This is a genomic window from Pseudomonas sp. SAR267 (assembly GCF_052077595.1).
GTDB classification, from domain to species: Bacteria; Pseudomonadota; Gammaproteobacteria; order Pseudomonadales; family Pseudomonadaceae; genus Aquipseudomonas; species Aquipseudomonas vlassakiae.
Genome location: NZ_JBQIHU010000001.1, coordinates 1,978,742 through 2,004,276 on the forward strand (window position 1 = coordinate 1,978,742; position 25,535 = coordinate 2,004,276).

The 25,535-nt window shown below is 63.7% G+C and carries 26 protein-coding genes and 2 pseudogenes; 10 read left to right on the forward strand and 18 right to left on the reverse strand.

The features are described 5' to 3' along the window. Window position 1: 1 nt before the first annotated feature. A pseudogene (locus ACTORR_RS09525) lies at window positions 2–211 on the forward strand (type II toxin-antitoxin system PrlF family antitoxin); the annotation flags it as partial. Here the strand turns inward: ACTORR_RS09525 and ACTORR_RS09530 are convergent. From ACTORR_RS09530 to ACTORR_RS09550, 5 genes and pseudogenes are all read right to left on the reverse strand, one after another. Further along, window positions 192–425, reverse strand: a pseudogene (locus ACTORR_RS09530) (DUF1016 N-terminal domain-containing protein); the annotation flags it as partial. The pseudogenes ACTORR_RS09525 and ACTORR_RS09530 sit on opposite strands and share 20 nt — an antisense overlap. Continuing rightward, window positions 422–1,282: an efflux RND transporter periplasmic adaptor subunit gene (locus tag ACTORR_RS09535; protein ID WP_262108686.1), complete on the reverse strand. Its 861-nt coding sequence runs from the start codon at window positions 1,280–1,282 to the stop codon at window positions 422–424. The pseudogene ACTORR_RS09530 and the gene ACTORR_RS09535, both read right to left, overlap by 4 nt. A gap of 10 nt (window positions 1,283–1,292) precedes the next feature. Next, a complete protein-coding gene (locus ACTORR_RS09540) occupies window positions 1,293–1,493 on the reverse strand; it encodes a DUF1656 domain-containing protein (protein ID WP_008097766.1) in 201 nt (66 codons plus the stop codon). Next, window positions 1,483–3,660 carry an FUSC family protein gene (locus ACTORR_RS09545; protein ID WP_262108685.1) on the reverse strand — a complete coding sequence of 726 codons (2,178 nt, stop codon included), beginning with the start codon at window positions 3,658–3,660 and terminating at the stop codon, window positions 1,483–1,485. Before ACTORR_RS09545 ends, ACTORR_RS09540 begins: the two co-directional genes overlap by 11 nt. Beyond that, window positions 3,657–5,186 carry an efflux transporter outer membrane subunit gene (locus tag ACTORR_RS09550; RefSeq protein ID WP_262108684.1) on the reverse strand — a complete coding sequence of 510 codons (1,530 nt, stop codon included), beginning with the start codon at window positions 5,184–5,186 and terminating at the stop codon, window positions 3,657–3,659. Before ACTORR_RS09550 ends, ACTORR_RS09545 begins: the two co-directional genes overlap by 4 nt. Before the next feature lie 180 nt (window positions 5,187–5,366). Here ACTORR_RS09550 and ACTORR_RS09555 point away from each other — a divergent pair, with 180 nt between their 5' ends. Continuing rightward, a complete protein-coding gene (locus ACTORR_RS09555; RefSeq protein WP_027918463.1) occupies window positions 5,367–6,314 on the forward strand; it encodes a LysR family transcriptional regulator in 948 nt (315 codons plus the stop codon). 79 nt (window positions 6,315–6,393) lie between these two features. Next, a complete protein-coding gene (locus ACTORR_RS09560; RefSeq protein WP_262108683.1) occupies window positions 6,394–7,368 on the forward strand; it encodes a 2-hydroxyacid dehydrogenase in 975 nt (324 codons plus the stop codon). Between the two features lie 230 nt (window positions 7,369–7,598). Here the strand turns inward: ACTORR_RS09560 and ACTORR_RS09565 are convergent, their stop codons facing one another. After that, a complete protein-coding gene (locus ACTORR_RS09565; protein ID WP_262108681.1) occupies window positions 7,599–8,492 on the reverse strand; it encodes a DMT family transporter in 894 nt (297 codons plus the stop codon). Between the two features lie 148 nt (window positions 8,493–8,640). Between ACTORR_RS09565 and ACTORR_RS09570 the strand changes: the two genes are divergently transcribed. Next, complete coding sequence (locus ACTORR_RS09570; RefSeq protein WP_262108680.1) at window positions 8,641–9,516, forward strand: helix-turn-helix domain-containing protein; 876 nt, start codon at window positions 8,641–8,643, stop codon at window positions 9,514–9,516. Between the two features lie 91 nt (window positions 9,517–9,607). Here the strand turns inward: ACTORR_RS09570 and ACTORR_RS09575 are convergent, their stop codons facing one another. The 6 genes from ACTORR_RS09575 to ACTORR_RS09600 form a co-directional block, all read right to left on the reverse strand. After that, window positions 9,608–11,998: a TonB-dependent siderophore receptor gene (locus tag ACTORR_RS09575; RefSeq protein ID WP_262108679.1), complete on the reverse strand. Its 2,391-nt coding sequence runs from the start codon at window positions 11,996–11,998 to the stop codon at window positions 9,608–9,610. 102 nt (window positions 11,999–12,100) lie between these two features. After that, a complete protein-coding gene (locus ACTORR_RS09580) occupies window positions 12,101–13,081 on the reverse strand; it encodes a FecR family protein (RefSeq protein ID WP_099815655.1) in 981 nt (326 codons plus the stop codon). Next, the gene (locus ACTORR_RS09585) at window positions 13,078–13,629 is read right to left on the reverse strand and encodes an RNA polymerase sigma factor (RefSeq protein WP_249342020.1); all 552 of its coding nucleotides are present in this window, start codon (window positions 13,627–13,629) and stop codon (window positions 13,078–13,080) included. The genes ACTORR_RS09580 and ACTORR_RS09585 overlap by 4 nt, the downstream gene beginning before the upstream one ends. Before the next feature lie 4 nt (window positions 13,630–13,633). Next, on the reverse strand, window positions 13,634–13,960 hold the full coding sequence (locus ACTORR_RS09590) for a DUF3325 domain-containing protein (protein WP_099815657.1): 327 nt from the start codon (window positions 13,958–13,960) through the stop codon (window positions 13,634–13,636). Continuing rightward, the gene (locus ACTORR_RS09595) at window positions 13,960–15,531 is read right to left on the reverse strand and encodes a PepSY-associated TM helix domain-containing protein (RefSeq protein ID WP_054884701.1); all 1,572 of its coding nucleotides are present in this window, start codon (window positions 15,529–15,531) and stop codon (window positions 13,960–13,962) included. The genes ACTORR_RS09590 and ACTORR_RS09595 overlap by 1 nt, the downstream gene beginning before the upstream one ends. After that, window positions 15,528–15,833 (reverse strand): DUF3649 domain-containing protein, encoded by a 306-nt coding sequence (locus tag ACTORR_RS09600; RefSeq protein WP_313364216.1) that lies wholly within the window; start codon window positions 15,831–15,833, stop codon window positions 15,528–15,530. The genes ACTORR_RS09595 and ACTORR_RS09600 overlap by 4 nt, the downstream gene beginning before the upstream one ends. Before the next feature lie 337 nt (window positions 15,834–16,170). On the opposite strand from ACTORR_RS09600, the gene ACTORR_RS09605 reads away from it, so the two are divergent. Both ACTORR_RS09605 and ACTORR_RS09610 read left to right on the forward strand, forming a co-directional pair. Beyond that, window positions 16,171–16,518, forward strand: coding sequence for an HPF/RaiA family ribosome-associated protein (locus ACTORR_RS09605; RefSeq protein ID WP_054884703.1), 348 nt, complete (start codon window positions 16,171–16,173; stop codon window positions 16,516–16,518). Window positions 16,519–16,642: 124 nt separating this feature from the next. Next, a complete protein-coding gene (locus ACTORR_RS09610; protein WP_054884732.1) occupies window positions 16,643–16,945 on the forward strand; it encodes a DUF3509 domain-containing protein in 303 nt (100 codons plus the stop codon). Between the two features lie 3 nt (window positions 16,946–16,948). Here ACTORR_RS09610 and ACTORR_RS09615 read toward each other — a convergent pair whose 3' ends face one another. Together ACTORR_RS09615 and ACTORR_RS09620 are read right to left on the reverse strand one after the other, a co-directional pair. After that, window positions 16,949–17,251: a hypothetical protein gene (locus ACTORR_RS09615; protein WP_099815659.1), complete on the reverse strand. Its 303-nt coding sequence runs from the start codon at window positions 17,249–17,251 to the stop codon at window positions 16,949–16,951. 113 nt (window positions 17,252–17,364) lie between these two features. Further along, on the reverse strand, window positions 17,365–17,835 hold the full coding sequence (locus ACTORR_RS09620) for a phosphate-starvation-inducible protein PsiE (RefSeq protein ID WP_054884705.1): 471 nt from the start codon (window positions 17,833–17,835) through the stop codon (window positions 17,365–17,367). 295 nt (window positions 17,836–18,130) lie between these two features. Between ACTORR_RS09620 and ACTORR_RS09625 the strand changes: the two genes are divergently transcribed. Further along, window positions 18,131–18,397 (forward strand): YebG family protein, encoded by a 267-nt coding sequence (locus ACTORR_RS09625; protein WP_054884706.1) that lies wholly within the window; start codon window positions 18,131–18,133, stop codon window positions 18,395–18,397. Between the two features lie 67 nt (window positions 18,398–18,464). Continuing rightward, entirely contained in the window at window positions 18,465–19,340 is an 876-nt protein-coding gene (locus tag ACTORR_RS09630) for a WYL domain-containing protein (protein ID WP_099815660.1), read from the forward strand. Window positions 19,341–19,358: 18 nt separating this feature from the next. On the opposite strand, the gene ACTORR_RS09635 is transcribed toward ACTORR_RS09630, so the two are convergent. Then, window positions 19,359–20,378 (reverse strand): Leu/Phe/Val dehydrogenase, encoded by a 1,020-nt coding sequence (locus ACTORR_RS09635; RefSeq protein WP_054884708.1) that lies wholly within the window; start codon window positions 20,376–20,378, stop codon window positions 19,359–19,361. A 124-nt stretch (window positions 20,379–20,502) separates the two neighbouring features. On the opposite strand from ACTORR_RS09635, the gene ACTORR_RS09640 reads away from it, so the two are divergent. Continuing rightward, entirely contained in the window at window positions 20,503–21,309 is an 807-nt protein-coding gene (locus tag ACTORR_RS09640; RefSeq protein ID WP_099815662.1) for a SirB1 family protein, read from the forward strand. On the opposite strand, the gene maiA is transcribed toward ACTORR_RS09640, so the two are convergent. From maiA to hmgA, 3 genes are read right to left on the reverse strand one after another with little or no spacing between them, the layout of a single operon-like run. Beyond that, window positions 21,303–21,935 (reverse strand): maleylacetoacetate isomerase, encoded by a 633-nt coding sequence (maiA, locus tag ACTORR_RS09645; RefSeq protein ID WP_099815663.1) that lies wholly within the window; start codon window positions 21,933–21,935, stop codon window positions 21,303–21,305. The two genes, ACTORR_RS09640 and maiA, sit on opposite strands and share 7 nt — an antisense overlap. A gap of 11 nt (window positions 21,936–21,946) precedes the next feature. Continuing rightward, window positions 21,947–23,239, reverse strand: coding sequence for a fumarylacetoacetase (fahA, locus tag ACTORR_RS09650; RefSeq protein WP_313365146.1), 1,293 nt, complete (start codon window positions 23,237–23,239; stop codon window positions 21,947–21,949). A 3-nt stretch (window positions 23,240–23,242) separates the two neighbouring features. Beyond that, on the reverse strand, window positions 23,243–24,544 hold the full coding sequence (gene hmgA, locus ACTORR_RS09655) for a homogentisate 1,2-dioxygenase (protein ID WP_262108676.1): 1,302 nt from the start codon (window positions 24,542–24,544) through the stop codon (window positions 23,243–23,245). Between the two features lie 114 nt (window positions 24,545–24,658). On the opposite strand from hmgA, the gene ACTORR_RS09660 reads away from it, so the two are divergent. After that, a complete protein-coding gene (locus tag ACTORR_RS09660; RefSeq protein WP_313365147.1) occupies window positions 24,659–25,441 on the forward strand; it encodes an IclR family transcriptional regulator in 783 nt (260 codons plus the stop codon). Window positions 25,442–25,535: the final 94 nt, after the last annotated feature.

The window sequence follows — 25,535 nt, forward strand, 5'->3', positions numbered from 1 at the left end:
AGAGGCAACCGAGGACGATCACGTGCTAGGCCAGTTCCTGAAGTTTATGGCTCACGACATCGCAACCAATCCTCAACGGCTGCAGGTTGTCGATGCTGAGCTCATCGCTCGCCTCGACAAGCTCGTGGGTGATGCAGAGGTCAACCTGGATCAACCTCTGTTGGCAGAAGATGAATGGTGCGAACTGGAAGCCTCTCGTCCGGTTTCTTAAGCTTCGTCAGCAGCACCAGATTATGGCCCCAAGGCAATTGTCCAACAGCCTGTTGGACAATTGCCTCATCTGGCCAAGCTTCAGCAAACGCACGCATGTACATCAGATTGGCCCGAGAGAACCCCTTCATCGCGGGAAAGGCGGTTTTCAGGTCATGAGCCAGCCGCCCTCTGACCTTGGCTCCCCAACCTTGAGCTGCTTGACGTTCGATTATCCCTCGCTCGGCTTCACCACCACCGTACAGGTCGTCCCCGCCGCCAGCAGGAACCCGTCCGGCACTTCATCGATGTGAATGCGCACCGGCACCCGCTGCGCCAGGCGCACCCAGTTGAAGGTCGGGTTCACATCGGCGATCAGTTCTCGGCTTTGTGGGTTGTCGCGGTCGTAGATGCCGCGGGCGATGCTCTCCACATGCCCCTTGATGCGCTCGCCGCTCATCATTTGCAGCTCGGCCTGGTCGCCAATCTTCACATGCGGCAGCTTGGTCTCCTCGAAGAAGCCGTACACCCAGAACGAGTTCTCGTCGACCACCGCCATCACCGCTTCACCGGTACGCGCATAGTCGCCCTTGTGGATGTTCAGGTTGGTCACGTAACCGTCCACCGTGGCGACGATATGGGTGCGTTTGAGGTTCAGCTCGGCCGCTGCCAGTTCAGCCTGGGCCTGCTGGTAGTCGGCCAGGGCGGAGCTGGCGATGTTGCTGGCGTCGTCGCGGTTTTCCTTGGAGATCACCAGGTTGTCCATGTCGGCACGGCGCTTGGCGTTGACCTTGCGCATTTCCCAGGTGGCCTTGCGCGAGGCGACCAGAGCCTTGGCCTGATCGACCGCCAGTTGGTAATGCTCAGGGTCGATCTGGATCAGCAGGTCGCCCTTCTTCACCCGCTGGTTATCCTTGACCGGGACGTCCACCACATAGCCCGGCACGTCGGCGGCGACGTTGATGATGTCGGCACGCACGCGGCCGTCGCGGGTCCACGGCGTGGTCATGTAGTGCAGCCACAACTGGCGTCCGATCACCACGGCAGCGGCCAGCACCAGCAGGGTGGCGATCAGGCTGAAGAACTTTTTCATCGAAGGATTCTCACCAGTAGAGCGACAGCGCCAGGGCGCCGAACAGGCAGACGAACAGGCTCAGGCGCAGCAGCGCCGGGTGCCAGAAGAAGCGGTAGCCATCATGGCTGGCGATGAACCGGTCCAGGCCCCAGGCCAGGCCCAGGGCGAACAGGAACATCAGGGTCATGGTGGGCATGTATACGCCATGGAAGGCGATTTCACGGGGCATGATTCAGTCCTTTCGCCGGTGCCAGCGGCGACTGTGGGTCCAGCAGTGAAGAACGGATGAAGTGCAGGTAGCTCTGCACCCGGCGCAGCACCGAGGTGTCGAAGTGCCGGGCGAAGGGTTCGTCGGTGGCCTGCACGCGAGCGATGGCGTGGTCCACCGCGACCAGGGCACGTTCGTGGTTGCTGGCGCTGGGCTGCAGGAACAGGCGGGCCAGGGCGCGGCCCATGACACGAATGGCCTGGCGCCACGGTTGTGACTCGGCGTAGGCCGGGTGAATCGGAGCCCGGGCCTGCTCCTTGCGCAGTTCGATGATGGCGTGGCCGATCTCCAGCACGGTGAACATCCAGCCCATCAGCTGGCTCTGTACCTGCGGCTTGCCGGCAGCCAGGCCATAGGCCTGGTGCAACAGGTCGCGGGTGCGGCTTTCGAAGGCCGAACCGAGCCCTCGCAGGCGGCCGCTGATGGCGAACAGCACCTGCCCGCGCAGCTCCTGCTCCAGGCGACTCCATAGCCAGCGGCTGTTCGGCGGCAGGATGATCGCGCCGGCTGCGGCGCAGACGAACATGCCGATGACCATGCCGATGTAGTCGTTGATGAAGCTGTACGGGTCATAGACCGTCAGGTTGTTCGGCACCGAGCCGATGGCGAAGAACACCAGCAGGCCGATGCCGTAACCGGCGTACGCCGGTCGCGACGAGAGGAACGCACCGAGCACGAACACCGGCGCCAGGACCATGCACAGCAGCGCGAAGCCGTCGATCCAGGGGAACACGAAGAAGGTTTCGAAGAAGCCGATGAAGGCCCCGATCGCCGTACCACAGGCCATCTGGAACGACATGCGCTTGGGGTTCGGCGAAGCGGCCGAGAGGCCCACGGTGACGGTGGCGATCAGGGTCATCATGGCGCCGCTGGGCCAGTCGCTCATCAGCCAGTAGCTGCCCAGCAGCAACAGCACCGCCGAAGCGCGCACACCGGCGGCCAGCGACACCAGCCAGCTGGTCTGCGCCACGTAGGGCTCGTCCCATTGCTCGCGCTGGTGTTTGTGCGCGGCCAGCGAAGCGTGGGTTTCGGCGTAGCTGTACATCTCGTCGACGAAGCGGTAGAGCAGTTCGAACGCGGTGTGAAAGTCCAGCAGGTCGGCTTCGCTGGGCTGGGTGGCCAGATAGTCGGCGCGCAAGCTACGCACCTGCGCCTGCAGGCCTTCCTTGTAGGCCGCCAGCTCCAGCGTCAGGCGCAGCGCATCGGCGTCGGTCAGGGCCCGGCCCACATAGGGCTGCAACAGCTCCACCAAGGTGTTCAGGCCAGGCTCGATGGCGCCGACGATCTGTAGCGGGCCGCGCGCGCGCAGGCGCTCAAGCAGGCGGTGCAAAGCGTTGAAGCGCGTGGTAATGGCCATGAACTCGCTGTTCATGCGCACCAATCGGCCAGAGCGGCGACGCATGTGCGGGTCTTCGAAGGCGGTAACGTTGCGCAGGCTCTCCAGCCCCACCGCTTCGGCGACGAAGCGCACGTTGCTGGCCTCGAAGCGGTCGCGCTGGCTATCGCCGCGCAAGGCTTCCACGACGACCCCGGCGAACACGCCGAAACGCTGATACAGGGCGTTGCGCATGGCGGCACTGGCCGACTGCGGCAGGACCGCGGCGCTGACGAAGGTCGACACCAGGATGCCCAGGGCGATCTCCAGCACCCGCCATACGGCCGCCATGAATGCCTGGTCCGGGTGCTGCAGCACGGGCAGGCCGATCATCGCCGCGGTGTAGCCAGCGAGGACGAAGCCATAGGCGCGGAAAGTGCGGTAGCGCATGGCGCCGGCCGAGCACAGGCCGACCCACACCGCCAGGCTGGGCAGGAACAGCTCGGTGTTCTGCGGGAAGATGGCGATCAGCGCGACCATCATCGCCGAACCGGCCAGGGTACCGAGCACCCGGTAGAAGCTCTTGGCGAACACATGGCCGCTTTGCGGCTGCATGACGATGAACACGGTGATCATCGCCGTGCGCGGTTGCGGCAGCTCCAGGCGCATGGCCAGCCACAGGGTAATGAACGCGGCCGCAAGCACCTTGAAGATGTACACCCAGGTCACGCCGTCGGTGCGCGCCCAGGCGAAGAAGCCCCGGCGCCATTCCAGGCTCTGCAGCCAGCGCACGGGCAAACTGGAAGTGCTCATTCGGCGTCATCCGCCTTCTTGTCGAAAATGGCCAGGGTGGCCGGGGTTTTCGGCGCGGCCTGGCGTTCTTCCTGCGGCACGTCCCGGCCAGCCTGCAGGCCGCCACCCAGGGCGGTGACCAGTTCGGCATGGGCGATCAGGCGGGCAGCCTGCACCTGCTGCTGCACCTGCTGTTGGCGAAACAGCAAGGTCTGCGCATTGAGCACATTGAGGTAGTCGGTCAGGCCGCGCTGGAAGGCCACCATGGCGATGTCGTAGGTCTTCTGCGCAGCGGCCACCGATTGGGCAGCGAAGTGCGACTGTTCCTTCATCGATTCACGGCGGATCAGTTGATCGGAAATGTTCTTCAGAGCGCCGACCACGGTCTGGTTGTAGCGCGCCACCGCTACGTCATAACTCGCCGAGGCTACGCCCAGCTGCGAGCGCAGGCGGCCACCGTCGAAGATCGGCAGGCTGATCGCCGGGCCGACGTTGTAGTTGAACTTGCGCCCTGTCAGGAATTCCAGCGGACCACCGCCAGTGGCCATGAAGCCGAGGCTGCCGACCAGGTCGACGTTGGGGAAGAAGCCGGCATGGGCGACATCGATGCCACGGGCCTGGGCGGCGACCTGCCAGCGGCTGGCGACCACGTCCGGGCGCTGGCCGACCAGTTCGGCAGGCAGGTTCGACGGCAGCTTCAGCGGGGCCGCGAGGGCCAGGCTCGGCCGTTGCAATTGCGCGCCCTCCCCCGGCCCTTTACCGGCCAGCGCCGCCAACTGGTTACGGGTCAGGGCGATTTCCTCGTCGAGGCTGTCGAGCTGGCGATGGGTTTCGGGCAGCGGTGCCTCGGCCTGGCTGACCTCGAAATGGGTGCCGATGCCGCCATCCAGGCGGCGCTTGGCCAGGGCCAGGATCTGCTCCTGCTGTTCCAGCTCGGCCTTGACGATATCGCGCTGGGCGAACTGCAGGCTCAGCTGAATGTAGGCACGTACCACATTGTTCTGCAGTTCCAGCTGCGCCTGGCGGGCCTCGGCCACGCTCATGTGCGCCTGGTCGACCGACTGCTCGCTGGCATTGCGTTCGCGGCCCCACAGGTCCAGCGCGTAGCTGAAGCCGATGGCGGCGTTGTTGTCCCAGGTGTTGGCGCCCGACAGCGCACCAGGGCCGTAGAACTGGTCCTCGGGCCAGTTGTGCCGCTTGAGCGTGGCGTCACCTTTGACCTGGAGCTTTTCCGCCGACTCGACCACACCGGCCATGGCCTTGGCTTCACGCACACGCGCAGCGGCCATGGCCAGGCTTGGGCTACCGGCTACGGCGAGGTCGATCCAGCGGTCGAGTTGTGGGTCGCCATAGGCCTGCCACCAGCGCTGGTCAGGCCAGTGCGCGTCGCTGGCCGCTTCGCGAATGGCCGCGTCGGTGATCAAGGTGTTGGCTTGCAGGGTCTTGCTTTGCGGGGCGATACCCCAGGTTCCGATACAGCCGCTCAAGGTGAGACAAAGGGCACAGGCACTGAACACTTGAAGCGTTCTGATGATGCGACGCGGCACAGCTGCGATTTCCCGAGGAAGAGGTGGAGGGGCCGCGCAATTCTAGGGGGCCGCCGCACTGGCGATAAGCGTATATTCTTGCGAATCTTTGTTACCGAAACGGCGATAATCCGGCTTTGGTCGAACGCACATTCGCGTTACTTCGTGACACAATTTTGTCCTCTACCTTGAGAGTGACCCATGGACACCCTGCAAAACATGCGTGCTTTCAGTTGCGTAGCCCAGCTAGGCAGCTTTACCGCTGCCGCGGCGCAACTGGATACGACTACCGCGAACGTGTCGCGGGCGGTCTCCAACCTGGAAGCCCATCTGCAAACCCGGCTGCTCAACCGCACCACCCGGCGCATCGCCCTGACCGAGGCCGGCAAGCGTTACCTGATGCGCTGTGAACAGATCCTTACCTATGTCGAAGAAGCCGAAGCCGAAGCCAGCGATGCCCATGCCCGGCCTGCCGGCCAATTGAAGGTGCATTCGATGACCGGGGTCGGTCAGCACTTCGTGGTAGACGCCATCGCCCGCTACCGCGAATCGCACCCGGACGTGACCTTCGACCTGACCATGGCCAACCGCGTGCCCGACCTGCTCGACGAGGGTTACGACGTGTCCATCGTGCTGGCCACCGAGCTGCCGGACTCGGGCTTCGTCTCGCAACGCCTGGGCATCACCTACAGCATTGTCTGCGCATCGCCCGAGTACGTGGCCAAGCACGGTTTTGCACATAAACCGGTCGATCTGCTCAAGCATGCCTGCCTGCGCATGGTCAGCCCGGTGATTCCACTGGAAAAATGGCTGTTCGACGGCCCGGAGGGCCAGGAGCTGGTCAACATCACCAGCTCACCGTTCCAGGTCAACTCGGCGGATGCGATGAAAACCGCGATCCGCAGTGGCATGGGCATGGGGGTGTTGCCGATCTACTCGGTGATCGATGGTTTGCGCGACGGCAGCCTGGTGCGGGTGATGCCGGAGTACCGGCTGCAGGAGCTCAACCTGTATGCCATCTACCCTTCGCGCCAATACCTGGATGCCAAGATCAAGACCTGGGTCGAGTACCTGCGCAACTCGCTGCCGGAAATTCTGGCGGCCCATGAAGCCGACCTGAAAACCCACGAATTGCTGATCGCCAACTGAAAAAGCTGCTGCACGGCGGCGGTGGACAATGGTAGGTTGCTAACCAATCAACCCGACCCACCGCCCCGAGAAGTTGCCGATGAAAAAGACCGTCCTGGCCTTCAGCCGCATCACCCCCGCCATGGCCGAGCGCCTGCAGCAAGACTTCAACGTGATCGTGCCGAACCCCAAGCTCGGCGACATCAGTGCCCAGTTCAACGAAGCCCTGCCCGAGGCCCACGGCCTGATCGGCGCTGGCCGCAAGCTAGGCCGCGCGCAGCTCGAAGGTGCAGGCAAGCTCGAAGTGGTGTCCAGCGTCTCGGTCGGCTACGACAACTATGACGTCGACTATTTCAACGAGCGCGGCATCGCCCTGACCAACACTCCGGACGTGCTCACCGAAAGCACCGCCGACCTGGGTTTCTCGCTGATCATGGGCTGCGCCCGCCGCACCGCCGAACTCGACGCCTGGACCAAGGCCGGCAACTGGCAGGCCACGGTGGCCCCTTCGCACTTCGGTAGCGATGTGCATGGCAAGACGCTGGGCATCGTCGGCCTGGGCAACATCGGCGCCGCCGTCGCCCGCCGTGGCCGCTTCGGCTTCAACATGTCGATCCTGTACGCTGGCAACAGCCGCAAGGCTGCCCTTGAGCAGGAGCTGGGCGCCCAGTACCGCAGCCTGGAGCAGCTGCTGGCCGAGGCCGACTTCGTCTGCCTGGTGGTGCCGCTGTCGGACGCCACGCGCAAGCTGATCGGCGCCCGTGAACTGAAGCTGATGAAACCGAGCGCGTTCCTGATCAACATCGCCCGCGGACCGGTGGTCGACGAGGCGGCGCTGATCGAGGCGCTGCAGAACGGCACTATTCGCGGCGCCGGCCTGGATGTGTATGAGAAGGAGCCGCTGAGCGAGTCGCCGCTGTTCCAGCTGCCCAATGCGCTGACCTTGCCGCACATTGGTTCGGCGACTGCCGAAACCCGAGAGGCCATGGCCAACCGGGCGATGGAGAACCTGCGGGCAGCGTTGCTCGGTGAGCGGCCACGGGATCTGGTGAATCCACAGGTTTGGAAAGGTTGATAATGCTCTAGCGCCTGTACCGGCCTCTTCGCGGGCGCGCCCGCTCCCACAGGTACCGCACAAGGCTCAAGCCTGTGGTGATCCAGTGGGAGCGGGCGTGCCCGCGAAGAGGCCAGCCACTGCCCATTCAGCGGCATCAAACCGGCGCGCGTTGAGTTCACCATCCAGCAGCAGCTGCCCCGCATCTCTCGCGGCCAGCCGACAGACAACAGCCCCGCTGTCTGACCGCCTCATGCTAAGGCCGCAGCCGGCTTGGGCCGTGGTTTGCGGAACACCAGCACATTGCCCGCCATCACCGCCACCAGGCCCAGCAGCGCCGGTGTCGTCCACTGGTAGCCTTCGGCGAATGCCGACACATTCAGCGCCACCAGCGGGAACAGCACGGTGCAGTAGGCAGCCCGCTCCGGCCCCATGCGCCCGACCAGGGTCAGGTAGGCGGTGAAACCGATCACCGAGCCTGGGATGACCAGATACATCAGCGAACCGATGTAGCGGGTGTTCCATTCCATGGCGAAAGGGATGCCGCTGACCAGGCAATACACCGCCAGCATCGCCGCGCCATAGAGCATGCCCCAGGCATTGGTGGTCATGGGCTTGAGCCCGGCCTTCTGCTGCATGCTGGAGAGCATGTTGCCAGCCGAGAAACACAGCGTGCCAAGCAGTGCCAGGCCAAGGCCGTAGAGGGTTTCGCGGCTGGCCGCGTGGTGCGACAGCTCGGGCCAGAACAGCAAGCCCAGGCCGAGCAAGCCAAGCGCACCGCCCGCAAGGACATTGCTGGCGATCTTCTGGCCGAAGAAGATCCGGGCAGTGAGGGCATTCCACAAGGTGGCTGTGGAGAACACCACGGCGATCAGGCCGCTGGCAACCCACTGGCTCGCGGTGAGGAAGCACATGAAGTTGACACAGAACAGGCACAAGCCCTGCGCGAGGCAGATCAGGTGGCCACGCCGATTCATCGGCTGCAGGCGGCGGCTGAGCAGAAGCATGGCGAACAGGATCAGGCCGGCCAGGGCGAAGCGGTAGACGATCGACACCGGGATGGCGACTACGCCCAGTTGCAGTTTCAAGGCGATCCAGGTGGTGCCCCAGATCAGGACGGTTAGCAGGTACAGAGCGAGGTTCATGGCGGCGGTTCCTTGGGCCTATCAAGTTTCAACGCCGTCAGTGTTCTCCCTGCCCGCCGCCACGCGCTTGCACAAACTTGCGCTTTTCGCCCCTGGGTGGCTGTCAGCGCAACGCGGGCGCAGTAGGATGAGGCCAGAGGAATTGCCCATGCCCCCACTCACCCAACTGCAAGTGTTCAACGCCATGCACGCCTCGCCCAACGCCCGGCTGGAGCTGAGCGCGCACCTGGGCGACGGCTTGGCGGCGGCGTTGTGGCGCAACCGCGACGATGCGCGCGACTACCAGGCGCCGAGCCATCACACGCTGTCGTGCTATATCGCCGACGGCACCGGCACCTTTCGTCGCCAGCGCCCGGCCGACAAGGGCGCGCCAAACAAGCTGTGCATCATGCCGGCAGGGCACGAGTCGAACTGGGTGGTGAACGGTGCAATTCGCCTGGCCCACCTGTACATCAGCGAAGCGCAGTTCGCCTTGGGTTGTGTGCGCCTGCTCGATCGCGAGCCACGCGAACTGCAACTGCAGGAAGCGACCTTCCTCGATGACCCGCAACAATCCGTGCGCTTTCGCCAGTTGATCACGCTGGACTGGGATGAGCCCGCCGAGCGTCTGCTGGCCAGCAGCCTGGCGCATGAGATCGTCGACCATGCCGTGCTCAACCAGGTTGGCCTGCGCCAAGGGTTGCGCCTGAAGGGCGGGTTGGCGCCGAGCCTGCGCCGACAGCTGGTGGAGTACATCGAGGCGCATCTCGACCAGCCGATCACCCTGGGAGAACTGGCACTGCGCTGCAACCTGTCCGAGTACCACTTTGCGCGGATGTTCCGCACCAGCTTTGGCCTGCCGCCGCATCAGTACCTGCTGGCGCGCAGGCTACATCGGGCCTGCCAGCTCTTGCGCCTGGGCGAATTGCCGTTGGGCCAGGTGGCACTATTGTGCGGGTTTGCCAGTGCCAGCCATTTCAGCAACCGCTTCCGCCAGGCACTCGGTGCAACCCCTGGCGATTACCGTCTGGCCCTTCGCGGCTAAAGCCCACAAGTACTGCACAGTTTTCAAAACCTGTGATATCCCTGTTGCAGCGGCTTTAGCCGCGAAAAGGCCGGCACAGGCGGTACAAGGCTCAGAACTCGAAGGTACTCGACAGGCTCACCTGCCGCGCATCGCCAATCGCCACGAAATACTGGTTGACCGCCGAGCTGTAGTAGACCTTGTCGAACAGGTTCTTCACGTTCAGCTGCAAGCGCACATTGTGCTCGTCAAGCTTGGTCTCATAGGTGGCGAATGCATCAGCCACGGTATAGCTCGGCAGGTCGAACGTGTTGGTCGCGTTCCCCGACCGCTCACCCACATAGCGCGCCCCGGCGCCGAAACGCAGGCGATCGCCACCCAGCAGGCTGCCGAAGTCATACACCGCCGACAGCGAACCGGTATGCCGGGCCACGTTCTGCAGGCGGTTGCCTTCAAGGTCGGGGTCCTTGGTCACCTTGGCATCGGTGAAGGCGTAACTGCCGATCAGGCTCCAGCGCTCGCTGAGCTGCCCGGTCAGGTCGAGCTCCACGCCGCGTGAGCTGACTTCCCCGGCGTTGCTGTAGACCGTCTCGCCAGTGCCACTGTCGAAGTTGGAAACCAGCACGTTGCGCTTGGTGATATCGAACAGCGCCAAGGTACCGGTGAGGCTGCCCGGCATGTCGAGCTTGGCGCCCAGCTCCCAGGACTTGCCCTCCTCCGGCGCCACCGAGGAATCCAGCACCACGCCCCCGGTCAGCGGGGCGATGCTGGAGTTGGGCTTGAACGACTCGCTGTAGCTGCCATAGAACGACAGCTGGTCATCGACCTTGTAGACGATGCCCGCATGCGGCACCCAGGCCTGGCCGTTGCTGTCGGTATTGGCCTTGAACGGGCGACCACGGCCGGCGTACTGGTCATACTGCTGGTAACGCGCGCCCGCTACCAGAATCCAGTGCTCGTCCAGGTGCAGCGCGTCCTGCACGAACAAGGCGTCGGTGCGCAGCTTGTCGGTCTGGTCGCTGTCGCTCGCACGCACCGTGCTGCCCTCCACCTCCTGGCCGTACACTGGATTCAGGTAGCTGAAGGCCGATCGAGAGGTCTGACGGATCAGGTCGCCACGAAAGATCTTGCGGTCTTCGTGGTCGATACCGAACAGCAGGTCGTTCTGCATACCGGCCAACTCGACATTGCCATTGAGGCTCAAGGTGGCGAACTGGTCGCGGCTCATGGCGTTGTGGGTGCCGTCGATGCTGCGCGTCAGCGTGCCCTTGGCCTCGTTCACGCCGGTAACGCGAACCTGGCTGGCATCGTAGGTTTCGCGGTTGAAGCTGTAGCCGAAGTGCAGCTTCCAGTCGTCGGCCAGTTGGTGGTCGACCTCCAGGCGGTACAGGTCGGAGCGCCCCTCCATGTCGTTGAACGGCTCGTCCAGGCGGCGGGTGGCCGGAATGTCCAGCGGGTGGCCGTTGCTGCCGAATGCCGTGCCGCGGTCGAACGGATAGAGGAATTCGCGGTGCTCGTAGGCCAGCACTACCTGGGTGTCTTCGCCGAGCCAGGCCAACGATGGCGCCACCAGCGATTCGCGGTGCACGCCGAAGTTGCGCCAGTAATCCTCGTCCTCGTGATCGACGGTCAGGCGGTAGGCGAAGTTGCTGTCGCCCAACGCGCCGGTGCTGTCGAAGCCGCCGCCGCTGCCATTCTTGCCGCTGCCGTAAGTGGAACCGCGCACGGTCAGGGCGTTGTACTGCAGCAGTTGCGGGCGCTTGCTGACCACGTTGATCACCCCGCCCGGGTCCTGGATGCCGTACAGCAGCGAGGCCGGGCCCTTGAGCACTTCGACCCGCTCGGTAGTGGCATTGAGGCTGCGGCCCTGCACCACCGGCATGCCGTCACGCATGATCGAGCCGTCGCGGTTGTCACCGAAGCCGCGTTTCATCACCGTGTCGGACGTGCCACCGAAGTTGTTGCCCTGGGTAATGCCACTGACATTGGCCAACGCGTCGTCAAGGTTGCGTGGGGCCTGATCGCGGATGACCTGGGCCGGTACCACGTTGATCGCCTGCGGGATGTCCTGGGCGGGGCCCTGGCCGCGCATGATCGAGGCACTGGCGGGTGGCTGATAGCTGTAGCTGTCCATTTGCGAGGTCACCGTGGTGGCCTGCAGGTTGAGGGCGCCAGAGGTATCTACAGGTTCGAGCGTCAGGGTGCGTGCATCAAGGCGGCGCCAGTTCAGCCCACTGCTACCCAGCAGCCGTTGCAGGGCCTGCTCGGCGCTGAACGAGCCATTGAGGGCCGGGGCCTGCACAGCAGGCAGTTCGAGGCTGTAGACGACACTCTGGCCAGTGGCACGGCTGAAGGCGCTCAGGGCCTGGGCCAGCGGTTGGCCGGGCTGGTCGAAAGCGTGCAGTTGCAGTTGCTCGGCGGCCATGAGGCCAGGGGCAGCGGTGATGGCCGGGCACACTGCAAGGCCAAACCAGAGGGAGACGCAACGCGAGGTGAACTTCATGGACGCTGACCTGTGAGAGGGTTATTACTGCGAATGAATCGCACTTCCACTCATTACACGGATGCAGCGTCTGGTTACCTCATCCGCTTTTGCAATTTTTTTTCAGCGGATCACGGTCAGCCGCCCCAGCAAGGTTTGCCGCGAGAAACCCAGCACCTTGCCTAGCGAATCCAGTGCAGCCAAAGGCTCATCCACCGGGAAACTGCCGCTCACCTTGCGCTGCCCCAATACTCCATCCAACAACACGATACGGCCGGGGTAGTACCGACCCAGGTCTGCCACTACCTGCGCCAGCGGCACCTGGTAATAGTTCAGCCAGCCTTGGCGCCAGGCCAGGCGGCTGTCGCCGTCGACACTCGCCAGCTCGCCTGCGTGCCCATCGGCATAGGCCAGTTGCTGGTTGGCCGTCAGTATCTGGCCGGCCTGCCCCGCGGCCGGGATGACGGCCACACGCCCACTGCGGACGATGACCTGTGCACCCTGCCCTTGGTCACGCACTTCGAACTGCGTACCCAGCACCCGAACCTCGCCGCCAGCCGCTTCCACCACGAATGGCTGCCCGGTATGGGTAACCTCGAAGAACGCTGCGCCATGCAGCAGGCGTACACGGCGTTCACCTTGCCGGAAATCGACGGCGATGGCGCTGCCCGCATCCAGGGTCACCTGCGACTGGTCCGCCAGGGTTACCTGGCGAATCGCATCACTGCTGCTGAAATCGGCCTGCAGGTCCAGTAACCAGTCACCCGGCCGCCAGCCACCCGCCACGCTGACCGCCAGCACCAGGCACGCCGCTGCCAACGCCATGCCAGCGCGTCGCCAGTGGCTTTTGCCGGGTGGCTTGGCCATGGCCAGCAAGTAAGGCTGCAGGTCTGCATGCTGTTCTTGCGCCAGACGCGCTGCCGGTGTTTCGCTGAGCTGCATCAGCAACTGGGCTTCGGCATAGGCTTGGCGATGCTTGGGATCGGCCAGCAACCAGCGCTTGAACGGCGCACTGCTTGCCGCTTCAGGCTGCTCGTTGATGCGGATCAGCCACTGCAAGGCAGCCTCGGACTGGGCAGCGGTAACCGGGTCTGGGTGGCTCATCGGCGGGCGCTCCCAGGCCTGCGAGTGAAGGTCGCGGGCTCGGCAACACTGGCCTTGCACGCTTCGAGGGCGCGCATCATATGCTTTTCCACACTGCTCTGGGAAAGCTGCATGGCCTTGGCGATCTCGCCGTACTTGCAGCCGTGGACGCGGTTGAGCAGAAAAATCTGCCGGGTACGCTCAGGCAGCGCTCGCAGGGCGGCTTCAATGCGCTGCAGGTCATGATCGACCTCGACGGCCTGCTCTGGCGCCTGGGCCAGAGCCGCTTCATCACGCTGCAGCGAGGCTTCGGCAAGGCGTTCGCGACTGCCTGCACTGCGCAGATGATCGATGGCAAGGTTGCCGGCACAGCGCAGCAGGTAGGTATCGAGCGCTTCGACCTTGACCTCGGGGCGACGCCAGAAGCGCAGGAACAGCTCTTGCACCAGGTCGGACGCAGTAGCGCGGCAGCCTACCCGACGGCTGACCAACGCCTCCATGCGCGCACGCTGGGCGAGGAAAACCTCGAGGAAACGCGCGCGGGTGCTGTCGCTCTCGGTTTCGCTCAAGGCATCACCCCGCAACCACGGCCAACAGCGGGCCCAGTACCAGGCTGGCGGCAGCCAGGCCCAGCAACGCCCGCGGCATGTAAGGCAGACCGAACACCCACAGGGTAACGCCGGCCATCAACAGCGCGGCCCACTCCACCAGCCCGTGGGCCCAGCCACGACAGTGAACGGATAGCACCAGGGACAATATGAGCAGCAGCCAACCGCCAGCGCGCAGTGCACGCAACTGGGCCGGGCGGGGCTTGTGCTTGAGCAGCTCGTTGTAATGCTTTTCCATCGCCAGGCACAGCGCGGCGAAACCGGCGAAACCGATAAGGGCAATGCTCAGCATCACTGCACCTCGACCATTTTGGGCGAGACCTTGGCCGCCTTCGCCGCACGTTTTGCGACGGGCTTCGGTGGGCGCAGCATCTTGCTCGCGGCCCAGGCCAGGAACAGCCCACACGCCAGGGCGGTAAGGTCGAAACCGGCCATGGCCCAGTCACCCTCAGGCACAGAGACGTTCAACCCCTGGCCGGTGCTCAAGGCGTTGAGCAACGGCAACAGGGCAAAAGCCAGTGCCCCCATTGCCAGCTGCTCGCCCCAGGCCCTGCGCCCCGGGCGCAGCACGGCATGCAGCAGTGACGCCAGCCAGACCAGGAAGAACGTGTTCACCTCCCAGTCAGCACGCCCATGCAGTGCCACCGGCAGCAACCGGTTGGCCCAGAAGAAACCGGCCACGGCCAGCACCAGGCCACTCATGCTGGCGATGTTGAGCACTTCGACCAGGCGCAACTCGCCCGGCAGACGTTCGCTCCTGGCATGCTTGAGCTGGCGTTTGCCCAGCCACATCACCAGGCCGGTGCCGATCACCGCCGTGCCGGCAAGCCCGAAGGCGAAGTACAACCAACGCAGCCAAGGCCCGGCGTAGTTGCCCATGTGCAGGCCGGCGAAACTGAACGAGGTCATCATCGCGGCGCTTTCCGGCGCGCCCTGTTTCAGCAGTTCGCCAGAGGCCCCATCGAAGGTCCAGTTGGCACTGCGCTTGTAGGGGACGTTATCCGCCGATGACTGGGTGAAGACGACACGGGCATTGCGATCGCCCGCGTTCTGCACCTGGATAAGCCCGATGCGTGCGCCCGGCACCAGCGCCTGCACCTTGGCATGGAGGCTCGCCAGCGGCACCAGAGGCGCGGCGACATGGGCTGGCTTGGGTGCCTGGTCGCGGCCGAACAGGTCATTGAAGTACCCGTTGGTATTGCCGTAACTGGCCATGATGCTGGCCGGCATGACCATGTACATGAACAGCACCAGGCTGCTGTAGCTGATCATCAGGTGGAACGGCAGCACCAGCACGCCAATGGCATTGTGGCCATCCAGCCATGAGCGCTGGCCCTTGCCAGGGCGGAAAGTGAAGAACTCCTTGAAGATCTTCTTGTGGGTAATGATCCCGGTGACCAACCCCAGCAGCATGATGAAGGCACACAGCGTCGACAGCCAGCGGCCCCATGGATAGGGCATCTGCAGTTCAAAATGGAAGCGGTAGAAGAACTCGCCGCCACGGCTTTCGCGCGCATCGACCGGCTGCCCGCTCTGTGCATCCAGGTTCTTCCTGACAAAGCCCCGAGGCCCACCCTCGGGGTCGCGCCAGCCGACGTTCAAGGCGGCGTCGCGCTCGCTTGGCAGGCGGATCATCCAGCTGTCCGAGTGCGCGGCGTTGCGCTCCAGATAGCGCTGGGCCAAGCCCAGGCTGGTCACCGGGTCGAGCGTATGGCGGCGCACTTCCGGCTGCGCCCAGTGGCTGACCTCTTCCTTGAAGTACGACAGGGTGCCGGTCAGGAAGATGGCAAACAGCAGCCAGCCGAATATCAGGCCAGTCCAGGTGTGCAGCCAGGCCATGGCCTGGCGGAAGCCTTCCTTCATGGGTTCTTCATCCAGTAGGCGAACCCGCCGAGCAGGCCCAGCACCAGGCTCGGCAACAACACGCCAAGCCAGGCACGCAAGGCGCTGCGGCAGGCGAAGCACCAGATGAAGGCCAGCAGGTAGAACACAAACGAGAGCATCAGGCCGGACAGCGTGGCGTCGACCTGGGGCAACGGCAACAGCAGGGCCAGGCAGACACTGACCGACGACGCCAGCAGATAGCCGCCCAGCAATGCCGCCAGGCTGCGTGAAACCACGGCCAGGCGATAGCTGAGAGGGAGTCCGGCGGCGGAGCGCTTCATGGCGAGGGTCCGGGGAATGGGGATGCAATAGTAATGAGTTTAATTCTCATAAGCAAAATCTCTATGGAGGCTATCGGGTGTTCGCCGTCAGATATTCAGCGCCTATGAGACCGAGCGTCGCCCGCGCGGCGCTCGATCGCACAGGCGCTGCAAGGCTCGCGGCGAATCCATGTTGGCGGCCCCCTCCAATGAATTTGCTACAGAAAATTTATTTTCAAAAAGGGGTTGTATTCGTTTCGCCGTTGCCTGACCTTAGAGTCAAGAGGCGCAGAAATACCAAGGCCCTCAATGGCCTAGGCACGCCTCCATGCGAGCAAGCTGAATAAGGATTGGAATCATGCAAATCCAGGTCAACAGCAGCAACCATATCGAAGGCAACATCCGTCTCAACGAGTGGGTCCGCAGTACGCTGGAAGCCACCCTCGAACGCTATGACGACGACCTCACCCGCATCGAGGTGCATCTGCGTGACGAGAACGGCGCCAAGCCCGGCCCGCATGACAAACGCTGCCAGTTGGAGGCTCGCCCGAAAGGCCATCAGCCGATTTCCGTGACCCACACTGCCACCTCACTGGACCAGGCGGTCGACGGTGCCGCCAGCAAGCTGAACAATGCGCTGGAACACTTCTACGGCAAACTGCGCAGCAAGCGCGGGGTACTGGAACTGACCGACCCCGACGCCTGACAGGCTCCCTGAACAACAACGCCCGGCTCGCGCCGGGCGTTTTGGTTTGCACCGATCAATGGGGATGAACCATCGTGCAGGTTACCCGGTCAACTTCTGCAGTCATCCATTGCGGACCCAGACCATGAACAATCCATTTGAACAGATCAGCGCCGCCTTCGCCTCCGAATACCGGATCAACCTGAGTATCGAACGGCTGGACGGCAGCATCATGCTGACCCTTTCCGATGACGCCGGCGTGGTTGCCAAGCGCCTCATCAGCCAGGCCCAGCGCAACGACCCTGTGCGCCTGCAACGGGTCATCGACAGCATCCGCCTGGGCCTTGCGATCGAACTGGGGCAGAACCCGTTGCAGGTGTTGGCCGCCCTGACCCGCGATACGCGCCCTGACGCCCGCCCGTTCGCAGCAGTGAGCGTGGCCAACTGAGGATCAGGCCAGCGTCAGCATCTCGCCGATTGCTTTCTCCAACTCCGTCAGGCGCCAGTTACCTACGCGGTGCGCGGCATCAAAGCTATTGGAGCGGTGGAACAGACCGACCAGGCCCTGGTCGTAAGTGGGCTCCTGGCCTCGCTTGAGCCAGTACAACGACTCCTCCACCAGGGAACGGCTGCCGACCACTTTCAATTCGACGACATCGGCGACTTCGGTGACATACACCCCATTCGGGTCGAGCCCCAACGGCGCAAGCACCTGCTTCAGGTGGGCATGTACAGCTTCGGTATTTCTGCTCAATTTATTCTCCTGTCGGCGCCACCGTGCGCGACCCGCTGTCACGACGCTCTGCCAGGCGCCAGCCAGGATTCAACGATGCCTGAGCCCATTGCCAGCGGTAGCCGGTTAGCCCCTCACTTACCCTCCTCCACTTCCTTGCCGCTGGCGTCCAGCACCTTGGTCGAGGGGTAGCGGTAAGAGGCGTAGCGCACCACCAGGATCGAGAACGCCAGCAGCAAGATACCACCGCACACGTACAACAGCCCCTCGTCCGGCGCCTTGTGGTGCGACACGTCGCCAATCAGCAGGCGCGTCAGCGCGGTGATCGCCACATACAGCAGGAAGCGAATGGGCATGTGGTTGGTCTTGAAGTAGATACCGACCATCGCCCCCAGCTCCAGGTAGATGAACAGCAGCAGGATGTCGTCGACGCTGACCCCGCCCTTGCCGAGCATGTCCAGGAACGTTACCACCGCCGCGTAGGCGGTAATCGCGCCAATGCCGAACAGCGCCAGGTAGTGGAACGCTTCCACGCACAGGTTGCCCAGCGCGTCGGCCGAGCCGTGCAGGCCCTTGCGCAGTTTTTCAGCCCATTTGATATCCACGATGTGCGATTCCCCGATACGACATGAAGGATGATGCGTCACGCCTGTGACGCTTGTGCCATGCAGTTAAAGGGCCAGGCCCCTGCCTTGGAAGGCGACCGATTGCCGCAAGGCACGGGCAGCGAGCGAATTCGGTACAGCTACAATTTCCGGTTGCGAAATGACTGCCTTGTCATTACTGTATATAGATACAGTATTCGGTGACGGCATTCTGCCCGACTGCCTGGATAGCAACTGAACCGCACAGCAGCAGGCGCACCACAGCGCCCCTGCCCCACTGACCGAGAGGCCTCGTATGGCTGTTGAGATTCTTTACCGCAGCACGCGCGATTTGGAGACCACGTTCTTGGACCGCAAACTCGCAGATGCCCATGACCAGATGCTGGAACTGGCCGAGGTGCTTACTCAGGTTCTGGTTAAACACGTACCTGGGCTGGATGAAAACATCGCCGAAGAGGCCAGCATCTTCATGGCCAAGAACAGGGCTGTGTTTGCAGCGGCGTTCAAGAGCAATGCGGCGGCTTTGGCTGAGCTGGATACAGCGGAAAAAGCCAGCGAGTAGGCCGCACCTCCGAGTCGGGGTCACCGCCTGCAAGGCACCTCCCAGGCATGCCTTCCCAGGAGAGATCATGAAACGCAGGCAAACCGTCGAGCAGGTGCGCTGGGACCTGGCACTGCGCTACAAGCTGATCGAGACCGTCGCCTGGTGGGAAGGCCGCCTGACCACCGGCCACCTGATGCAGAGCTTCGGAATCAGCCGGCAGCAGGCATCCAAGGACATCAATACCTACATCACCGAGCATGCGCCGAAGAACCTGGTGTACGACAAACAGCTCAAGGGTTATGTACCCAGCAATCAGTTCATACCCAAGTTCATCGAGGACAGCGCAAGCGCCTACCTGCAACTGCTGTATCAGAACGGTGAACGCGCTCCGCACATTGACGGCCTGGCACTGGCCTACGCCCACACCAAGGTGCTCGAAGTACCGGACCGGCCCATTCGGCCAGAAGTTCTGCGCCCCCTGCTCAAGGCCTGCCGTGAAGGCCTGCGCCTGGAAACCGAGTACGTTTCACTCAACACGCCGAACGTCGAAATACGCCTCATCGCCCCGCACACGCTGGTCTACACCGGCATGCGCTGGCATGTGCGGGCGTACTGTGAAAAGAACCGTCAGTACCGCGACTTCGTACTCAGCCGTTTGCGCGGGCAGCCGGGCCTGCTGGACGAGTCGCCCAACCCCCGGGCACAGGATGAAGACTGGAATACCGAAATTGCGGTGATCTTCAAGCCCGACGAGCGTTTGAACGAGGCGCAGAAGGCAATCATCGAAGCCGACTTCGGCATGATTGACGGGCGACTGGTGGTGCCGAGCCGCAGGGCTCTGGTCAAGTATGTGCTGCAGCGCCATCAGATCGACCCGCGCAACGTGGCGACCAGCCCTGAAGCGCAACAGGTAGTGGTCTCCAACCTCAAGCAACTGAGGCCCTGGCTCATGCATGATTGAGGCAGTTGCGCCAGGCCCTCAACCGTACAACATGCGCTCGGCCAGCATCTGCGCCACTCTGGCCGGGGAGCGCTTTTCCGCCTGGGCATGGCCGAACACCTCGGTCAACCGCGTCGGTATCCGCGCCAGATGCGCAGTGATGGTACCCAGGTCGCCTCCGTGATGCTTCAGCGCTACGTAGATCAGGCCACCGGCATTGATCACGTAGTCAGGGGCATACAGAATGCCGCGCGACTCCAGCTGATCCGCCACCTGCAAGGTGGTCAGCTGATTGTTGGCCGCCCCCGCCACCGCCGCGCAACGCAGCTGCATCACCGTCTGGCCATTGAGCACCGGGCCCACGCCACAGGGCGCGAAAATATCGCAAGGGGTGCTGATCAGGGCGTCATTGGTCACCGGGTGAGCATTGAACTGCTCTACCGCCAAGCGTACGCGGCCAGGGTCCAGGTCGCTGACCAGCAACTCCGCCCCTGCCGCATGCAGTTGCTCGGCCAAGGCATAACCGACATTGCCCAGCCCCTGCACAGCGACGCGCAAGCCTTCGAGGTTGCTGCTGCCCAGGCGTGCCTGCGAGGTGGCGCGTATGCCGGCGAACACGCCCATGGCAGCATGCGGTGACGGGTCGCCAGAGGCCGTGGTGCTGGTCACATGCGGTGTGCTCTGGGCAATGCAGTCCATGTCCAGGGTCGAGGTACCACTGTCGACGGCAATGATGAAACGCCCTTGCAAGGTATCGATGAAGCGGCCGAACGCCTCGAACAGTGCCGCACGGTTTTCCACATGCGGGTTGCGCATGATCACCGCCTTGCCGCCACCCAACGGCAGGCCCGCCAGTGCTGCCTTGTAACTCATGCCTTGGGCCAGGCGGATGGCATCGGTCATGGCGCTCTCGTCATCGGCATAGGGCAGGTAGCGACACCCCCCCACTGCAGGGCCCAATTTTTCGCTGTGAATCGCCACTACGGCCTTGAGGCCAGTGGGCGGGTCAATGAACAGGTGCAGCGACTGGGTACGGGTGCTTTGCATCAGAGCGAACATCGACAGGCTCCCCAACGAGGTGCTCCTACCAGTATAGGCATGCGCCAAGGTACGGCGCCGTCGGCGGACCACTGGACGAATCCACGCCCCACGGCTAATACTCAAGCGTGTGTGGAGAGCCCTGATGAAGCCACGTCAAGCCTGCCTGGCCTGCCTGGAGCGCGAGCCGGTCGCCCTGCTGGAAGCTGCGTTGTGGATTGCCGCCGAGCATGATCGAAAGGTCGAGCCTGCGGCCAGCCTTGCCACGTTGCAAAACCTGCAAGGGCAGATCAGTGCCTGCCTGCCCATGCTGCCATTATCCGAACTGGCCCAGCCGCTGCTGCGACAGCTCAATGCACTGGGTTTCCAGCAGGACGAACTCCATCCGCTGCGGCCGCATGCGGCGTTGCTGGACAAGGTACTGCAGCGCCGACGCGGCCAGCCCCTGGCATTGGCGATCGTTGCTCTGGAACTCGCCCGGCGCCTGTCCATACCCCTGGAAGGCGTGGCATTCCCTGGGCACTTCCTGCTGCGCGTACCCGGTGCCGACCACCTGCTCGACCCTTGTGGGGGCCGGCGCCTGTACCCCAAGGACTGCCGCGAGCTGCTGGCGCGCCAGTTTGGCCCGCATGTGCCGCTGACTGCCGAACACCTGCGCAGCGCCAGTGCCACACAGATACTGCAGCGCCTTTCGCGCAACCTGCGCCAGTTGCATATGAGCAACGACAACCACTTGGCTGCACTGATCGACGCCGAACGGGTCATGCAACTGGGCCCGGCCCAAGTCAGTGACTACATGACCCGCGCAACGCTGTATCAACACCTGGACTGCCCGCAGGCCGAACGTTTCGACCTGGAACACGCCCTGCTGCTGACCGACGACCCGGTTCAGCGCCTTAAGCTGTCCGAACGTATCGGCAAGCTACCGGCAGTGAACCGTTCGATTCACTGAGTCGGCGTGTCCACCTGACAGGACGGGTGCGCCCTGGCGAACGCCGGATGCGCCTTGGCCAGTGCAGCGACCCGGGCTATGCGGGGGTAGCCGCTGAGGTCGATGTTGAAGCGCTCGGCCGCATACAGCTGCGGAATCAGGTAGACATCCGCCAGCCCCGGCTCGTCGCCAAAGCAATAACCGTGATCGCCAATCAACTGCTCAACGGTGGCCAGCCCCTGGCCGATCCAGTGTGCGATCCACTGATTGACCTGCGCCTCGTCGTGGCCCAGCTGGCGCAGTTGGTTGAGCACGCTGACATTGTGCAGCGGGTGCACATCGCAACCGATGATTGCCGCCACGCCACGCACCTTGGCCCGCAGCGCAGCGCCAGCCGGCAGCAACGCGGGCTGTGGATAAACCTCTTCCAGGTACTCGATGATCGCTGGCGACTGCACCAGCAATTCACCGCCGTCGGTTCGTAAGGCCGGCACCCGGCCTTGCGGGTTCACCGCGACGTAGGCATCACCGCGCTGGTCGCCCTTGAGCAGGTTGACCGGCAGGGCCTGGTAGTCCAGGCCCTTCAGCGCCAGGGCAATGCGCACCCGATAGGAAGAGGTGGAACGGTAATAGGTATACAGCTCCATGGCCTGCTCCCTCAGTTGGCTGCGATGACCTTGCCGCGGCATTCGCCGAAGCCGATGCTGGCCACGCCCTCACGCTTGCAGCGGGCGCGCAGGATGATCTCGTCACCGTCTTCGAGGAACTTGCGGATTTCGCCGCTGGCCAGCTCCACCGGCTGCTTGCCGCCTACGGTGGTCTCCAGCAGGCTGCCGTACGAATCGGGTGAGGCACCGGACAGCGTGCCGGAACCAAACAAGTCGCCAGGCTGCAACTGGCAGCCGTTGACGCTGTGGTGGGTGATCAGCTGGGCAACGGTCCAGTACATGTTCAGGGTGTTGCTCAAGGCCAGACGCTGGGCCGGCATACCCTGCTCGCGCATGCGCTCGGTGAGCAGCAGCACTTCCAGCTCGATATCGAAGGCGCCATTGGCCTGGTCACGCTCGTCGAGCAGGTAAGGCAGCGGCTGCGGGTCCCCCTTCGGCCGGGCCGGCTGGGCACAGCGGAACGGCTCCAGGGCCTCGGCAGTGACTACCCAAGGCGAAAGCGTAGTGATGAAGCTCTTCGACAGGAACGGGCCCAGTGGCTGATATTCCCAGGCCTGGATATCCCGCGCCGACCAATCATTGAGCAAGCACAGGCCGGCAAGGTGCTGGTCAGCTTCGGCAATCGGGATGGCCTGGCCGATGTCGTTGCCTTGGCCGATCCAGATGCCCAACTCCAGTTCGTAGTCCAGCCGCGCGCAGGGGCCGAAGCTCGGTTCGGTGTGGCCGGGCGGCAGGGTCTGGCCTTTCGGGCGACGGACCTCGGCCCCCGAGGGACGCAAGGTCGAGGCGCGGCCGTGGTAGCCGATCGGTACGTATTTGTAGTTGGGCAGCAGCGGATTGTCGGGGCGGAACAGCTTGCCGACATTGGTGGCGTGCTGGATGCCGACGTAGAAATCGGTGTAGTCACCGACCTTGGCCGGCAGGTGCAACTGGCACTCACTGGCTGGATACAGCGCAGCCTTGAGTTCAGCCTGGTGTTCGCTGTGTTCGCCCAGCAGCACCAGCAGACGCTCACGCAGCGCCACCCGGGCAGCACGCCCCAGGGCGAAGAACGCGTTCAGCGCACCACCGCGGGTGGCTTCCACCGCTGCCTTGGCCTGGCCAGTGAACAGGCCCGCGGCCAACGCGGCCTCCAGGTCAAGGATGGCATCGCCGATGGCGACGCCACAGCGCAGTGCTTCACCCGGGCGGCTGAAGACGCCCAGCGGCAGGTTCTGCAGCGGGAAGTCGCTGTGCCCGTTGGCGTGCTCGACCCAGCTACGGGCAATGGCGGTCTGGTTCATGGGTTATCTCCGGTTCGGGTTGAAGGTGCTCGGCAAGGTGGCCCAGCAACTATCGTAGTCGGCCTGCAATTGCGGGCTGTCGAGGGCCTGCAGGCTCGGGCGCAGCACTTGACTGGTCTCGAACATGAAAGCCATGGTGTTGTCGATCTTGTGCGGAGCCAGCTCGGCAGCGATGGCCTTTTCGCAGGTTTCGGCATCCGGGCCGTGGGCGCTCATCACCCCATGCAACGAGGCACCGCCCGGCAGGAAACCTTCGGCCTTGGCGTCGTAGGCACCGTTGATCAGGCCCATGAACTCATTCATCAGGTTGCGGTGGAACCACGGTGGACGGAAGGTGTTCTCGGCTACCATCCAGCGCGGCGGGAAGATCACGAAATCCATGTTTGCCATGCCGTGCACGCTGGTCGGCGAAGTCAGCACGGTGAAGATCGACGGATCCGGATGATCGAAGCTGACCGTGCCAAGGGTGTTGAATCGGCGCAGGTCATACTTGTAGGGCACGTTGCTGCCATGCCAGGCGACCACGTCCAGCGGCGAGTGCTGCAGTTGGCAGGCCCAATGCTCACCGAGGAACTTCTGCACCAGTTGCACCGGGCCATTGAGTTCTTCGTAGTGCGCCACCGGGGTGAGGAAATCACGCGGGTTGGCCAGGCCGTTGCTACCGATAGGGCCCAGGTCAGGCAGGCGCAGCGGCGCGCCGTGGTTTTCGGCGATGTAGCCCCGGGCCTGGCCATCGGGCAATTCGACACGGAACTTCATGCCCCGCGGGATCACGGCGATTTCCTGAGGCTCGACATCCATGACGCCCAGTTCGGTAGCGATGCGCAGGCGGCCCTGTTCCGGCACCAGCAGCAGTTCGCCGTCGGCATCGAAAAACACCCGTTCCATGGAACGGTTGGCGCGATAGATGTAGATGCTGACCCCTGCCGGCTTCTCGGCGGCCGAATTGGCCACCATCGGCAGCCAGCCTTCGATGAAATCGGTTGGCTCGCTGGGGATGGGCTGCGGATTCCAGCGCAGGCGGTTGGGCGTGACCGCGCCCAGCGGGCCGCTCAATGGCTGGCGCTGCAGGCGCTCGAAGCGCGGATGCAAGGCCGACGGGCGGATGCGATACAACCAGGTACGGCGCAGCTCGCTGCGGGCCATGGTGAACGCCGTGCCCGACAGCAGTTCGGCGTACAAACCGTAGGGGGCCTTCTGTGGCGAGTTTTGCCCCACCGGCAGGGCGCCTGGCAGGGCTTCGCTGGCGAATTCGTTGCCGAAACCGCTCAGGTATTGAAGATCGGGGGACGTGTCGCGGTTCATCGAAGCCTCCGGATATTGTTTTTGTCGTAATCAGATTACGAATAACGTAATTTGCTCCCCGTCAGGCGTCAAGCTATAAAGGCGCGACGCGAAAAATCCGGAAGCCTCCTACCCATGGCCAAAGCCAGCCCCCCCGCCGACCACGGCAAGCAGAAAGTCCGCTCGGCGGAAGTCGGCACCGACATTCTCAAGGCCCTCGCTGAACTGTCGCCGTCTACCTCGCTGTCGCGCCTGGCCGAACATGTGCAGATGCCGGCGAGCAAGGTGCACCGCTACCTGCAGGCGCTGATCGCCAGTGGTTTCGCCGAGCAGGATGCCGCCACCAACCACTATGGCTTGGGGCGCGAGGCATTGCGCGTGGGGCTGGCGGCGCTGGGCAGCATTGATGTACTGAAAGTGGCAGCACTGCCACTGTCGCAATTGCGCGATGAGCTGAACGAGAGTTGCTTCCTCGCCGTGTGGGGCAATCAGGGCGCCACCGTGGTCAGCATCGAGCCCGCCGTGCGCGCAGTCACGGTGGTGACCCAGATCGGTTCGGTGCTGCCGCTGCTCAGTTCCTCCACCGGCCTGGTGTTTGCAGCCCATCTGCCCGAGCGTGAAACCGTCGAGCTGCGTGACCGCGAGCTGGCCGTGCTGCAGCAGCGCGCCAGCGACTACGAAGGCTTGCTGGCAGGCATCCGCCAACAAGGCCTGCACCATGTGCACGGCCTTTTGATGCCAGGTGTGGATGCGTTATCTGCCCCGGTATTCAATGCCATGGGGCAGATCGCGGCGGTGATGACCGTGGTCGGCCCGACCTCGATCTTTCACGCTGATGAACACGGACCAGCTGCACAGCGCCTGCTGGCAGCGGCGCGGAATACCAGCTGGCGCATGGGCTATTCGCCAGCGGCGTGAAGTGCCCGCCGGCACTGTTGCCCGAAACGTAAAGGTGAATGTCACAAGCGGCTATTTTTCCCACTGGATCAAGCGCTTATTCTTGCCTCACTGG

Bases quoted from the DNA above. Each gene is read 5' to 3' on its own strand.
- ACTORR_RS09595 (WP_054884701.1), bottom strand. From the start codon at position 15,531: ATGAAGGAAGGCTTCCGCCAGGCCATGGCCTGGCTGCACACCTGGACT.
- ACTORR_RS09535 (WP_262108686.1), bottom strand. From the start codon at position 1,282: ATGAAAAAGTTCTTCAGCCTGATCGCCACCCTGCTGGTGCTGGCCGCT.
- ACTORR_RS09610 (WP_054884732.1), top strand. From the start codon at position 16,643: ATGAACAATCCATTTGAACAGATCAGCGCCGCCTTCGCCTCCGAATAC.
- ACTORR_RS09625 (WP_054884706.1), top strand. From the start codon at position 18,131: ATGGCTGTTGAGATTCTTTACCGCAGCACGCGCGATTTGGAGACCACG.
- ACTORR_RS09545 (WP_262108685.1), bottom strand. From the start codon at position 3,660: ATGAGCACTTCCAGTTTGCCCGTGCGCTGGCTGCAGAGCCTGGAATGG.
- ACTORR_RS09570 (WP_262108680.1), top strand. From the start codon at position 8,641: ATGCCCCCACTCACCCAACTGCAAGTGTTCAACGCCATGCACGCCTCG.
- ACTORR_RS09565 (WP_262108681.1), bottom strand. From the start codon at position 8,492: ATGAACCTCGCTCTGTACCTGCTAACCGTCCTGATCTGGGGCACCACC.
- ACTORR_RS09575 (WP_262108679.1), bottom strand. From the start codon at position 11,998: ATGAAGTTCACCTCGCGTTGCGTCTCCCTCTGGTTTGGCCTTGCAGTG.
- ACTORR_RS09590 (WP_099815657.1), bottom strand. From the start codon at position 13,960: ATGCTGAGCATTGCCCTTATCGGTTTCGCCGGTTTCGCCGCGCTGTGC.
- ACTORR_RS09540 (WP_008097766.1), bottom strand. From the start codon at position 1,493: ATGCCCCGTGAAATCGCCTTCCATGGCGTATACATGCCCACCATGACC.
- ACTORR_RS09660 (WP_313365147.1), top strand. From the start codon at position 24,659: ATGGCCAAAGCCAGCCCCCCCGCCGACCACGGCAAGCAGAAAGTCCGC.
- hmgA (WP_262108676.1), bottom strand. From the start codon at position 24,544: ATGAACCGCGACACGTCCCCCGATCTTCAATACCTGAGCGGTTTCGGC.
- ACTORR_RS09555 (WP_027918463.1), top strand. From the start codon at position 5,367: ATGGACACCCTGCAAAACATGCGTGCTTTCAGTTGCGTAGCCCAGCTA.
- fahA (WP_313365146.1), bottom strand. From the start codon at position 23,239: ATGAACCAGACCGCCATTGCCCGTAGCTGGGTCGAGCACGCCAACGGG.
- ACTORR_RS09600 (WP_313364216.1), bottom strand. From the start codon at position 15,833: ATGAAGCGCTCCGCCGCCGGACTCCCTCTCAGCTATCGCCTGGCCGTG.
- ACTORR_RS09630 (WP_099815660.1), top strand. From the start codon at position 18,465: ATGAAACGCAGGCAAACCGTCGAGCAGGTGCGCTGGGACCTGGCACTG.
- ACTORR_RS09580 (WP_099815655.1), bottom strand. From the start codon at position 13,081: ATGAGCCACCCAGACCCGGTTACCGCTGCCCAGTCCGAGGCTGCCTTG.
- ACTORR_RS09640 (WP_099815662.1), top strand. From the start codon at position 20,503: ATGAAGCCACGTCAAGCCTGCCTGGCCTGCCTGGAGCGCGAGCCGGTC.
- ACTORR_RS09635 (WP_054884708.1), bottom strand. From the start codon at position 20,378: ATGTTCGCTCTGATGCAAAGCACCCGTACCCAGTCGCTGCACCTGTTC.
- ACTORR_RS09605 (WP_054884703.1), top strand. From the start codon at position 16,171: ATGCAAATCCAGGTCAACAGCAGCAACCATATCGAAGGCAACATCCGT.
- ACTORR_RS09560 (WP_262108683.1), top strand. From the start codon at position 6,394: ATGAAAAAGACCGTCCTGGCCTTCAGCCGCATCACCCCCGCCATGGCC.
- maiA (WP_099815663.1), bottom strand. From the start codon at position 21,935: ATGGAGCTGTATACCTATTACCGTTCCACCTCTTCCTATCGGGTGCGC.